This window comes from Spirosoma migulaei, from assembly GCF_054776855.1.
In genome coordinates this window covers 57,192-69,928 of sequence record NZ_BAAHBG010000021.1, presented here as the reverse complement: position 1 = coordinate 69,928, position 12,737 = coordinate 57,192, and the positions used below count along the sequence as shown (strand labels likewise).

The 12,737-nt window shown below is 43.9% G+C and carries 11 protein-coding genes and 1 pseudogene; 8 read left to right on the top strand and 4 right to left on the bottom strand.

Annotated elements, in window-relative coordinates:
- Nucleotides 1–13: 13 nt before the first annotated feature.
- The 3 genes from ACYVGO_RS21075 to ACYVGO_RS21065 all read right to left on the bottom strand — a co-directional run bounded on the left by ACYVGO_RS21075 (nt 14) and on the right by ACYVGO_RS21065 (nt 3,322).
- Complete coding sequence (locus ACYVGO_RS21075; RefSeq protein ID WP_460970962.1) at nt 14–559, bottom strand: hypothetical protein; 546 nt, start codon at nt 557–559, stop codon at nt 14–16.
- A gap of 24 nt (nt 560–583) precedes the next feature.
- Nucleotides 584–2,605 carry a M13 family metallopeptidase gene (locus tag ACYVGO_RS21070; RefSeq protein ID WP_460970961.1) on the bottom strand — a complete coding sequence of 674 codons (2,022 nt, stop codon included), beginning with the start codon at nt 2,603–2,605 and terminating at the stop codon, nt 584–586.
- A 120-nt stretch (nt 2,606–2,725) separates the two neighbouring features.
- Nucleotides 2,726–3,322, bottom strand: coding sequence for a thioredoxin family protein (locus ACYVGO_RS21065; RefSeq protein ID WP_460970960.1), 597 nt, complete (start codon nt 3,320–3,322; stop codon nt 2,726–2,728).
- A gap of 543 nt (nt 3,323–3,865) precedes the next feature.
- Here ACYVGO_RS21065 and ACYVGO_RS21060 point away from each other — a divergent pair.
- From ACYVGO_RS21060 to ACYVGO_RS21050, 3 genes and pseudogenes are all read left to right on the top strand, one after another.
- Nucleotides 3,866–5,056, top strand: a complete 1,191-nt coding sequence (locus tag ACYVGO_RS21060; protein ID WP_460970959.1) for a hypothetical protein — start codon at nt 3,866–3,868, stop codon at nt 5,054–5,056.
- A gap of 232 nt (nt 5,057–5,288) precedes the next feature.
- Nucleotides 5,289–5,363: pseudogene (locus tag ACYVGO_RS21055) on the top strand (IS1/IS1595 family N-terminal zinc-binding domain-containing protein); the annotation flags it as partial.
- Nucleotides 5,364–5,412: 49 nt separating this feature from the next.
- Nucleotides 5,413–5,652 carry an IS1 family transposase gene (locus ACYVGO_RS21050; protein ID WP_460970994.1) on the top strand — a complete coding sequence of 80 codons (240 nt, stop codon included), beginning with the start codon at nt 5,413–5,415 and terminating at the stop codon, nt 5,650–5,652.
- Nucleotides 5,653–5,706: 54 nt separating this feature from the next.
- Here ACYVGO_RS21050 and ACYVGO_RS21045 read toward each other — a convergent pair whose 3' ends face one another.
- Nucleotides 5,707–5,991: a hypothetical protein gene (locus ACYVGO_RS21045; protein ID WP_460970958.1), complete on the bottom strand. Its 285-nt coding sequence runs from the start codon at nt 5,989–5,991 to the stop codon at nt 5,707–5,709.
- A gap of 124 nt (nt 5,992–6,115) precedes the next feature.
- Here ACYVGO_RS21045 and ACYVGO_RS21040 point away from each other — a divergent pair, with 124 nt between their 5' ends.
- From ACYVGO_RS21040 to ACYVGO_RS21020, 5 genes are all read left to right on the top strand, one after another.
- Nucleotides 6,116–6,589 carry a DUF4293 domain-containing protein gene (locus tag ACYVGO_RS21040; RefSeq protein ID WP_142775437.1) on the top strand — a complete coding sequence of 158 codons (474 nt, stop codon included), beginning with the start codon at nt 6,116–6,118 and terminating at the stop codon, nt 6,587–6,589.
- 215 nt (nt 6,590–6,804) lie between these two features.
- Nucleotides 6,805–9,297 (top strand): zinc-dependent metalloprotease, encoded by a 2,493-nt coding sequence (locus tag ACYVGO_RS21035; RefSeq protein WP_460970957.1) that lies wholly within the window; start codon nt 6,805–6,807, stop codon nt 9,295–9,297.
- Nucleotides 9,298–9,552: 255 nt separating this feature from the next.
- The gene (locus ACYVGO_RS21030) at nt 9,553–10,182 is read left to right on the top strand and encodes a TetR/AcrR family transcriptional regulator (RefSeq protein WP_460970956.1); all 630 of its coding nucleotides are present in this window, start codon (nt 9,553–9,555) and stop codon (nt 10,180–10,182) included.
- A gap of 45 nt (nt 10,183–10,227) precedes the next feature.
- On the top strand, nt 10,228–11,586 hold the full coding sequence (locus tag ACYVGO_RS21025; protein ID WP_460970955.1) for a TolC family protein: 1,359 nt from the start codon (nt 10,228–10,230) through the stop codon (nt 11,584–11,586).
- 9 nt (nt 11,587–11,595) lie between these two features.
- A complete protein-coding gene (locus tag ACYVGO_RS21020; RefSeq protein WP_460970954.1) occupies nt 11,596–12,699 on the top strand; it encodes an efflux RND transporter periplasmic adaptor subunit in 1,104 nt (367 codons plus the stop codon).
- Nucleotides 12,700–12,737 lie beyond the last annotated feature (38 nt).

The following is a 12,737-nucleotide window of genomic DNA, read 5'->3' as shown; positions in this document are numbered from 1 at the left end:
TAGAAGCTTACGATCATTGCTGAAACAAGGTGGTTAATCGCTTACCGTCGGGGTAATACATTTCAGTTATACGCCAACGCCCGGCTAGCTGCTGCATGTCGATTTTGAGCTCTTCAGGCTTGGTTTTGTTCTCAAAGGTAACATACACTATGGCTCGTGTACCACCTATAACGGCCGGCAAAACCCAGGTCTTTTTTATCGCAGCATCTGGCGCATTGAAGAGTAAATTTAGCGTAGTTCGGTTCACTTTGCCGGATGGTTTTAGGGCGTCGTTCCAGATCAGATCAGCAACTGGTTTTGCAAAGAATTGGTCAACTAATGTCCTGTCTTTCTTCTCCCGAAATGGATTTTCCTTTGCATTGTGCTCAAAGTAAAGTGCTCTGATTAAGCGATCTGCCGCGGATCGGGGTGTGTCGGGTCCAGGGCGTTTCGCCAATGCTGATGCACTATCTTCTGATGCCGTAGCCGTTGTTGACGTTGTGGCCGTTTCCTGTTTCGGTTTGATTTGGCAGGAGAGGGTTATAGTTGTTAAAACGAGTAAAAAACAGACTGTTTTCATGATTAGGCAGGGCTTATGGTTTTACTACCAGACCTTTATTCGATCTTCTGGTTTTTTGTAGAGTTTGTCGCCGGGTTGGATATTAAAAGCCTGATACCAGGCAGTAATATTGGACAATGGACCATTAACCCGGTAAATATCTGGTGCGTGTGGATCGGTTAGAATCCGTTGCGCTGTTGATTCGGGAAGCTGGTTGCTACGCCAGACTTGTGCCCACGATAAGAAGAATCGCTGATCGGGCGTGAATCCATCAATCAAACTTTTCTTGCCACTCGATTTACCCTGGGGCGTTTTTTTGAAGGCATCATAGGCGATAGCTAAACCACCAAGATCAGCCAGATTCTCGCCGAGCGTTAACTGACCATTGACTTTGATCGAATCCAGCACTTTGAATCCAAAAAACTGATCTCTTACCTTATCCGCCCGTTCTTTAAATTTCACCGCGTCATCTTTGGTCCACCAGTCACGTAGTGTACCATCTGCATCAAACTGGCGACCAGAGTCATCAAACCCATGTGTCATTTCATGGCCAATTACGGCTCCGATTCCGCCATAATTCACGGCGTCATCGGCATCGAAATCAAAAAAAGGAAATTGGAGAATGGCCGCTGGAAATGAAATGTCGTTATTTACGGAGCTGTATTGTGCATTTACGGTTGGTGGTGTCATGCCCCATTCGGTACGATCAACCGGCTTGCCTAAGCGGTTAATCATGTGATTGTACGCCCATTTACTGGCCGACTTCACATTGCCGTAGTAATCGTTTCGAGCGATAACTACACCCTCATAACTCTTCCATTTATCAGGATAACCGATCTTGCGTTTGAAGGCCATTAGCTTGGCAAGTGCTTTTTTCTTCGTTCCGTCGCTCATCCAGTCGAGATTTTTGATGTGCTCCTTGTACGAAGCTTCCAGATTATCGACCAGCATAAGCATGCGTTGCTTGGCTTCTGGCTTAAAGTATTTCTGTACGTAGAGCTGCCCCAATAAATCGCTCAGAGAACCATCAATTAAACTGCTCACACGCTGCCAGCGGGGTGTTTCTTCTTTCTGGCCTGTCAATACTTTTGAGAAGGAAAAATTTTGTTTAACAAACGCATCACTTAAGTACGGAGCCGCACCTTTCAGGATATTCCACCGCATATACGTTCGCCAGTCTTCGATAGGTGTTACCTGTACCAGACTATCTAGCGAGCGGAAGAAAGTTGGGCTCTGTACCAGAACTGTGTCCTGGCCTTTGGCCCCATATTTTACCAATTGATCGGCCCAATTGATGCCCGGCGTTTGCTGGCTAAAATTAGCAATCGCGAATTTGTTGTAGGTTTTGTAAGGGTCGCGAAGGTCGACCCGAGGCATCTGGGCTTTTGCTAAGGCGGTTTCGACCCGAATGATTACGTCAGCGTCCTGCGATGACTGGGTGGGCTCTTCGCCGATTAGCGCAAACATCTTACTCAGATTGTCCCGGTAGGCATCACGAATTTTCTGACTACGGGCGTCATTTTTCAGATAGTAATCTCGATCCGGGAGGGTAGTACCGCCCTGACTGAACTGCGGCAGGTATTTCGTAACGTTTTTGCGGTCAGGTCCTATGAAAAAACCAAACAACATGCCATTGCCCTGCGTCCGCTGATAGGCGAGTTCATTAAGAAACTCAGCTTTATTATTGACTTTATCGATGCGGGCGAGGTCGGGTTTAATGGGGTCGAAACCTCGTTTTTCGATGGTTGTGCTATCCATGCCACTGACATAGTAATCGCCAACCATCTGATACAAGCGGCCTTTTGTTGTTGACGTTGAGGCTTCTTCGAGTAATGCCTTCATGGCATCGAGACTCTTTTCCCGCAGCTCATTGAAACTTCCCCATGAGGTTTTAGAGGCCGGAACAGCGTTCTGCCGGAGCCAGTTTCCATTAGCGTACTGGTAGAAATTATCGCCCGGTTTTACGGATAAATCCATGTTTTGGGGGTCAATGAATTTGCGAGGGCCAGCCGCCATAAAACCAATAACCAAGGCTACCGAAAAAAGAAAAGCCACACGTTTTGTCATGTTGTTGACAGTTGGGGTTGATGAAAGATCACAAATTTAACGAAAAATAGGGACGTGTATGGGGTACCAACCTGGCCCATCCATACACGTCCCTATTTTTCTCTTAGTTATTCGTTCCTATTATTTGCTAGCCGTCAAAGCCGACTGAAATTCTTTATATGTACCGATCTTAAACTGGTCGAATGGTTCTTTCTGGTGATAATTTTTACCGAAATATGTAATGATCTGATGAAATGTACGAGGCTCTAAATACCCGGCAATTGGCTGGATCAGATTGAATTTTTCGTCAAGAAATACAGTAGTCGGATAACTCATCTGATTTTTCAATAGAGCAGCTGCCAACTCATGCACACCCCGGCTACCTCCGCTTATGTATTTGAATGTCTGTTTGCCCAGGGTTACATCTGCGGTTTGTTCAGCATTAAACCGGACGGGATAATAGTTTTCGTTGACGTAATCCACAATAGCGGGTTTCGAGAACGTTTCGCGATCCATCACTTTACACCAGCCGCACCAATCGGTATATACATCGACTACGAATTTCTTAGGTTTCTTTTGCGTCAACGCGTAAGCTTGCTCAATCGTGAGCCAATTGATATGCTTACGTTCGTCGGTGAGTTTAGTTGGGGTTGCGGGCCGCTCGGCAGGCAGCGTTGTTCGGAAAGCGCTGATCGTCAGCAGAACGAAGGCAGCAAAAAAGAGAAGCAGACGGTTCATACAAGTGATGTTATTTTAACTAATAACGTTCGGCGGTTTATAAAATTAGCGAAATCCTGGTTTTTAACTGCAAAGAGCACAAAGGAATACGCAGCGAACGCAAAGTTTTTTACTGCTGGTGCAGTTCAGACCATTTTTACCGCTCTCAGAATATTCCGTTTGTGGGGCGGACCGGGGTGCTCTTTCGGCAGTCAATGTGGCTGCACGCAGATTTTGCTATATATAATTTTTAATAATAAGTGTACTATTTGTATGTAAAAATTTATTTATATAAAGCCTATATTTATGTCATACCGCGAAGAAGGCTATTTTTCATATATATAAAGATAAATTTAACATACTTATTGTTATATTTTTAAAAAATGTAACAATAAGTATGTATGCTTTACATTTTATAGTCCATAATTAGAAAACAATGAGAATAAAATAAGTACTTTTATGTCAAGAAGAGAATAAAAAAAGTCACCATTTTTAAGATATAGAAACATTTGAGTGCCTTTTAAAAGACGTAATGCTTACTTTTTATTAAATGAGAATATAAAAATGAATAGCTTTGACAAAAATGTAGTTTACTATAGTGGACTCTGGTATTCTACTTTTTTGCCATTTGATAATAAAAAAAACTCTATATATGATAATAAAAGGCTTGAATATGATATGCGCCTTTTAACTTTATTCTTTGATATAATCTATATACCTAGGTCACATTTTCTTACTTTTTATGAAATAGGGAGAGATCATTATGATTTCGTAAAATCATATTTGACTAATAATGATTTTAGATATTTATCTAATAATAATATTATATTGTCATCTTCTTTGCCAAGCCTTGATAATTATAGTGATACTGAAAGGGTTGTTGAACGCATTAAAAACAATAAATGGTCTCCATATATTAATACTAACTTTATAGATACTATTAAAAACCTTGATTCTGTTAAGATTAATAGTAAAGTAGAGTCGCAGAATAATATAGATAAATTTGAAGATTACATTTCTGGCAAAATAGATATAAATGAAAAAGTAGGTAGTATTTTATCTGAGATAAAAAAGAAGTCAGTATATGGAGATATTCCTTTTTTACATGAGAAATTCATAGAAGAAGTAAAGAAAAGTAATGAGCTTAGCATTAGCGATAAAGAAGATATATGGCGTGAAACTAATTCTATTTATATAAATAGTAGTGGATTAGATCTAGGTGATAGAAAAGTCATATATAATAACAGGATTGAATATAATTATGCAATTAAAGATAAAAATAATATTTTACGAGAACTTTATTCTCCTAATTTCATTTCCTCACTATTTGTTGAAGAATTAGGAGCAAATTATTTAGATAAGTTTTTGAAAGGAGACATTGGTAATGTTATGCGATTTCGAGACCTTGATGTTTGGAAAGGATTTAAATCTGAAATTTTTAAGATGCTTGAAGAAATTAGTATGTTTGAATATAAAAATATTATAGCGCCTACAGATGAAAAAAAGATATTAGAATATAAAAAATATATTATAAAAGAAAAAGATAAATATGGTATATTGGGTTCTATTCCTAATCTAGTGATTGATCTTAGTAAAAGCTTAGGTGACCCTGTAACCGGAAATGTAGTTGGGGGATTGAAAAATGTTGCTGTCAATCTGATAATAAAAATTTATTCAAATTACCAACTCTCTAGGATGATGGAAAACTACAAACCTTTTTGGCGAGAATTAAAAAATATTCTGAAAAATCATTAATGTCTAAGTAAACTATTGCTAACTTGTAAAACAACTTTTATCTTAGTATGCGGTAATTTTAAACTTAGAGTATGCAACTTTAAGTTTAAACTACAGCAAAATATAATCTCTATAAAGAGGTTAATTTATTGATAATACAGTAGTGGATCACCTGCGTTAAGTTGAGTATCATTTGTTAAAGATACTAGAAGCGGTTGTCTGTAAGCATTGTGGCAAAATACAATAAGCCAAACGCTATAGTACAACTCGTACGGGTATCCAACGCTACCGATGCTTTCACTGCGGCCGAACGTTTGTTCAAACCTAACTCACCAAACGTTTTGCTGCCATTTGCTACGTCTGTTGGAACTGGCTAAATCGAGGTAATCCGGTGCATATCGGTCTCTTGGTGGACCTACTTTAATTGCCTAGATCAACGATTACGTTTAATCCGTAAAGCTTCTTTACAGAGTCTTGAGCGTAAGCATCTCACTCTTCGAACGCGGTTAAAACGATTAACTCACCCAACAATCTTCTTTTCCAAATCGATTGCGGTCCATGAAACGATAATCTTCCTGTTTATCAATCAGTTTTTCTTCACTGATAAACGCAATTAAGCCACTACTGATAATGCAACTAAATAAACTAGGTTAATATTGCCTCTATATTGATTATTTGCTAGATTTTAATCGTTGTATAAATCGCTTTATGCTAGTGCTTTGGGGCATTTCATCTGTCGTTATTAAGGCGTTCAGCTTTCTTCCGAAACCCATTTCGAACACGTGTAACTCCTCATCTGGAAATTTTTCGAATGCGTCCAGTAAACCCAGTTCAATATACACCCGTTGCGATTCCTGAAAGGCCCCATGAATCGAATGATAGGTTTTATCAAGCGCCTGATTAATGGCCGTATGCGAACCGTCGGCAGTTACTATCAGACGAACGTATGCTTTCATAAACTATCAGTTTTTGGGCTATTTTTGCACTCTGGGTAATGGATAATGAATAATGTACAATGAATAATGTACGGATTTCAGAGGGCATTATCCATTGCACATTATTCATTATCCATTACAAACAATGATTCAACGCATTCAGACAGTATTTTTGTTTCTTATTGCCGTCGCAATGGGCATTGCGCTCTCTAATCCAATTTGGGAAAAAGCTGGATTGACGTCGCCGGAGATGGCCCATCTAACAGCGCTTCAATACACACACCAGGAAGGAGTTACGACCTATGCTGATACCATCTGGTATTTAGCTCTGCTAATCGCTCTAGTAGGTTTAGTATCGCTCTACGCGATCTTTCAATATCGTAACCGACTGACACAAACAGCTTTGTGTGCGGTGAATGCGTTAATGCTCACCGCTATTATGGGTATTATACTTTATCGAACACTTTATGCAGGTAAAGCATACGGTAATCCTGCCGATCAGGGTACGTTTCTAGTTGGCTTTTATGCCATTATTGCGGCCCTCGTTTTTAACGCATTAGCCAACCGATTTATCCGTCGGGATGAAAAGCTGGTACGTGGCTCCGACCGAATTCGATAAAAGTTCTATTGGTCGTGAGACAAATATTTTTTGACAGGATTACAGGATTTAACAGGATTTTTATTGGCCGAAAATCCTGTTAAATCCTGTAATCCTGTCAAAAAAGAGGCCCAAGCTGTGCCGATAGCCATTCAAATTAAACTTGTCCTATACCCCTTCACTCCTACTAACCGTTTTTGCCGTAACTTGAGCAGCAACTACAACCTCTGCTTAAAATGCGAAAACGCTTACTCACACTTCTTTGCTTACTTACAGCTACACGCTTACTTCTCGCCCAATCTCCTTCGGGCGCTAACTCATCGGCCAGCATTGCGACATTTACGGCTGGCATGGAGCGTAACCAGGGTTTCCTGACGTATTACTGGGATGCTAAAAAAGGGAAAATCTGGCTCGAAATTTCTTCGTTCGATACCGAGCTTCTGTACTATCCATCGCTGGCGCAGGGCGTGGGCTCCAACGATATCGGACTTGACCGGGGCCGTTTGGGACAGGAGCACGTGGTGAAATTTCAACGCAGCGGTAACAAGGTTCTGATGATTGAACCGAACTACAGCTACCGCGCTATCAGCAATGATCCGCTCGAACGTCGGGCCGTTGAAGAGTCATTTGCTACATCCGTTCAGGCTGGTTTTGAGATTGCCGCCGAAGAAAGTGGTCGGGTGCTTGTTGATCTGACGCCATTTTTGATGCAGGACGCTGTCGGGGCGGTACAGGCTATAAGCCGAACCAAGCAAGGGGCTTTTAAACTCGACCCAACGCGGAGTGCCATCTATTTGCCCCGTACAAAAGCTTTCCCACAGAATACCGAGTTTGAGATGATTATTACCCTTACGGGCGACAATCCGGGAGCTTATTTACGGGAAGTTGTACCAACTCCGTCCATTGTTACGGTTCATCAGCATCACTCGTTTGTTCAGTTGCCCGATGCTGGTTTTAAACCCCGCGTGTTCGATCCGCGCATCGGTTACGGCGGCATCGAGTATTTTGATTACGCTACGCCCGTTAGCCAGCCAATTATGAAACGCTATATTTCGCGGCATCGGCTGGAGAAAAAAGACCCATCGGCAGCTGTAAGTGAGGCCGTTAAACCCATTGTTTATTATATAGATCCCGGTACGCCAGAGCCTATTCGGTCGGCATTGATGGATGGTACGGCTTGGTGGAATCAGGCATTTGAAGCTGCTGGCTACAAAGATGCGTTTCAGGTGAAGCTGCTTCCTGCCGACGCCGACCCAATGGACATTCGGTATAACCTGGTGCAATGGGTTCACCGGTCTACGCGTGGATGGTCGTATGGTGGAAGCATTAGCGACCCGCGCACGGGAGAGATCATTAAAGGAAAGGTTACGCTGGGCTCCTTGCGGGTTCGGCAGGATTATCTGATTGCCCAAGGGCTTGTTGGTAATTATTCGGGCGCAACGGCTCCTGCATCGGACCCAATGATGCAAATGTCGATTGAGCGCTTACGTCAATTGGCGGCTCATGAAGTTGGTCATACGCTTGGCTTACCACACAATTATATTGCCAGCACACAAGGTGGAGGTATGTTTGGTCGGGCGTCTGTAATGGATTACCCAACGATGGTCGCCAAAATAAAAGGAGCCAGCATCGATTTATCCGATGCGTATGCCAAAAATATTGGCGAGTACGACAAATGGAGCATTCGCTATGGGTACGAGCAGTTTCCTGCCGGTGCCGACGAAAAACAGGCGTTGGACAAGATCGTCAACGATATGCACAAGACGGGTCTGACCTTTCTGACTGATAAAGATGCCCGGCCCGAAGGTTCAGTGCATCCAGGTACGCACTTGTGGGACAACGGCTCCAATGCGGTTGACGAATTGAAGCGCGTATCGGATGTACGACGGATGGCACTGGCTAATTTCTCCGAGAAGAAAATTCCAGTTGGTACGCCCATGGCAACGCTCGAAGAAGTTCTGGTTCCTATGTATATGTTTCACCGGTATCAGGTGGAAGCTGCGGCTAAAGTAGTGGGTGGACAGGTTTATACAAATGCGCTCCGGGGCGATGGGCAACCAGTGGTATCGACTGTTCCGGTTCAGGAGCAGAAACGGGCTTTAGATGTCTTACTGGCCACGATTGACCCGGCATTTCTGGCAGTTCCCAAATCCATATTGGCGCTGATTCCGCCCCACCCATTCCGCTATGACCCGAACCCTCGGGAAGTATTCAAACGTCGAACGGGGTTATCGTTCGATCCAATGGCTGCACCCGAAGCGGCTGCCGGTATGACGCTTCAGATGTTGATGAATAGCGAGCGTGTTAGTCGACTGGTAGCCCAATCGGCCGTTGATCCGGCTCAACTCAGTCTGGAATCCATGCTCGATCAATTAATGGGTGCTACCTGGTATAAAGCAGACCCAGCTGATAGTTATCAAGCTGAGGTAAAGCGGTTAACGGATAAGTTGGTTTTGCAAAAACTGATTGATTTAGCTAATAATCAGGAAGGTACTTCTCAGGTACGGGCTTTAGCTTTACTAAAAATTAACCAGTTAAAAACCAAGCTTGCTGCACCAGCTACTAACCCGAAAGTAGCGGCTCACCATCTGTTTGCACTCGATCAGATTCGTCGGGCTGAGGGTAATGTGGCTGATATTAAACCAACCAATCCTCAAACACCACCCGATGGTATGCCAATTGACACGGGTCAGGAGTGGCTTGCACCAGCCTGCGATTGGGAGTTTTGATAAGGATATATCAGTACAGCCAGTGAGGTCAGGTTCTTAAAACCTTGTCGTGTCGGCTGTGAGAAACCGACACCACGGTGTCACTGGAGTTCAGCTGCAATTAATAGTACTTTATCGAGAAAGGCCATTACGTCTTCGGGATGTAATGGCCTTTTTTATGCCAAAATCAACCGTTTAAACAATTTTTAGGAAAAATCGAATTTGACGAAACAAATAAAATCTATCTTTGTTAGATAATTTGAAAGTTGTTAGATTATGAGTGTTATAGATCGCAGAACGCGGCAAAAGGCCGAAATCCGACAACGGATTTTAGACGCAGCCCGGCAAATAGCCCGCGAGAAAGACTGGAATGCCGTGACTATTCGGAGTATAGCCGAGGCCATCGACTATACTCCCCCAATTGTCTACGAACACTTCCAGAATAAAGAGGATGTACTCCTAAGTATCGTAAAGGAGGGTCATGTTGAAAATCGACGGGTATTTGATGAGATTCTGGCCATGGAACTGAGCGCCGAGGAGAAGATAATTCGACTATCAATGGTGCAGTGGACATTTGCCAATGAAAAACCCGAAATATTTCGACTCATGCATAACCCGGAACGTATGGAGCAGCAGCGGGATATGATGCGCGAAGGAATGGAGGATGCCAAACAAAAAATTGAAGGGTTATTTCGGGAAGTTAGCCCAGATACAGAAAATATGGGCGAGCTGATTTTCAACTGGTTCTGTCTGATGCAGGGCTATATCAATCTGATTACGAACATCCGGCCAGAACAGGGCGCCAAAATGCTTGAAAACGTACAGGACCCTAACATGGTAGCTTTATTTAAACAACCCACCCAACTATTCGAGCGGGCCATCCGCCGATTTATAAAAAGTTTATAACCCATTTTACTTCACTAAGATCAGAATTTATAAACAATGAAAAGCATGAAGCACACTACGCTGATGCTACTGACGCTGGGCCTGCTGGCAAATTTAGCCAGGGCGCAAAACGCGCCATCGGGTGGTTATACACTCGCCCAGTGCGTTGAGTACGCACGGGTCAACAACCCAAACATCAAGATTGCCCGGGTTAATGAGCAAATATCTGTGGCGCAAACGCAGCAGGTGATCGGGCGGAATTTACCACAAGTTTCGGTTTCGGGATCAGTGCTGGATAACGTCAAGATTCCGGTTCAGTTACTGCCTGGCGAGTTTTTTGGGCAACCCGGCACCTTTCTTCCCGTTCAATTTGGTACCCAATACAGCTCTACGCTAACGGGTCGGGTCGATCAGAAGCTATTCGATCCTTCGTTCGGGTTGGCACTGAAGGCGGCTAAAATTTCAACCCAGGTGCAGGCTCAGGCAACAATCCAGGCTGAGCAAACGCAGGCGTATAACATTGCGCGGGCGTACTACCAGACGCTGGTTATTGATTTGCAGAAACGCCTGACCATCCGCGATCTGACTTCGTCGGACACGTTGTTGCGGCAGGAGCAGGTTCGTCTGAAAAACGGCACCACACGTGAGATCGACTTCGGGCGTATTCAATTGAATCGAAACAATCTACAGTCGCAGTTAGAGCAGGCAAATCGGAACTACGAACAGGCGATCAATCAACTGAAATACCAGATGGGGATGCCGCTTGCCGAAACGCTGGCACTTCAACCTCTGGAGATTGAGAAAGAATTGCAGGTAAACGAATTGCCAATGGCCGATAGCCGCTTTGTTGAGAACCGCCCTGATTTTAAACAATTGGTTTTGAATACACAATTGCAGGACTTAAACCGACAATCGAACAACCGGGGCTATTTCCCATCGCTGGGTTTTTATGGCACTTATGCTACGAATGCTCAACGGCAAACGTTTAGTTTTTTCGATGGCAGCCTGCCCTGGTTTAAAAGCTCGACCATTGGGCTCACACTCTCCTGGACGCCTTTCGATGGCAATCAACGAAAATACCGAGATCGCGAAAATCGATTGAATCTGGAAACGTTGCGTCTACAGCAAATTCTGGCCCGCGAGTCGGCGCAGTTGAGCCTGAGCAACGCACTGGTTAGTTACCAGAATCTGGTGACCGATATTCAGCGCGAACGCGACAATATTACCCTGGCTCGCAAAATCCTAACGGTTACCGAACTGGAATACAAGGAAGGAATCGCGACGTCGGTAACGCTGATCGATGCAAAAGACGCGCTGACGACTGCTCAAAACAATCTGGCCAATAAGCTTATTAGTTTGTATCAGTCTCGATTAGACTACGAAAATTCACAAGGAACCATACTTCAATACGTCACTCAAAAATAAACAGTTACCATGAAACGAATTCTTATAATTGGAGCGGTAGCTGCCCTGATCGCGCTGATTGCTTTTCGATTAATAAACAACAAAAAGGATATCGATGCCGCCAAAACGTCGTCGGTACAGTTCCAGACAACGCCGGTTGTGGATGTGCAGCCTGTTTCCTACGAGCGGCTTGATCAGAACCTGTCGCTATTAGGAACGGTAGAAGCGCAGAACGAAGCCAACATCATAGCCGAAACACGCGGTAAACTTCAGAATTTCAAATTAGTATTAGGTACGTTCGTTAAAAAAGGCCAGCAGGTAGGCTACATACAGGATGAGGTGCAGGGTATAGTTGTGCAAAACAACGAAACTGCCGTTGCCAACGCCAAACGTGAAATGGAGCGTTACGAACGATTACTGCAAGGTGGGGCCGTAACCCAGGAGACCTATCAGAAATATAAAGACCAGTACACAACTGCCTTGTTGAATACCAAACAACAGCAACGCGTGCTAGGAAATGGTGCCGTCATTGCCCCCATCAGCGGGTATGTGTACGACAAAAAGGTAGAGAACGGCGAATACGTAGCTATTGGCGCGGTAATCGCATCGGTTATCAATTTACAGGATTTGAAACTGGTTGTCAGTGTGCCAGAACAAGCTGTTTATCAACTTAAACTAGGCGACAAAGCCAGTGTTACGGCGCAGGCGTTTCCGGGCGTAACTTTCTCTGGATCGGTGCATTACATCAGTCCTAAAGGCGATGAGTTGCACAACTACCCGGTTGAAATTTACCTGACAAACAACAGCAAAAATCAGTTGAAAGCAGGTACGTTGGCCAACGCGAACTTTACCTTTAAACAGGGCGTCGCTGGATTATTTATTCCGCGTCGGGCGTTGGTTGGTGGGGCCGACAGTGCAAGTGTGTACGTCGTGCAGAATAACGTGGCCCGTTTGCGTAAAATCCGTCTTGGATACGATAATGGCGATCAATATCAGGTACTTGATGGCTTGAAACAAGGCGAACCAATCGTTGTAAACGGTCAGTTAAATCTGACGAACGGGGCTAAAGTGACTGTCAATCAAAAGAGCGGAGCCCAGGGTAAAGCAGATACATCGGTAGCGGTTAATCCTTAAAAGACGGGTTTATGGTATTCGGTTTATAGTTTACGGTT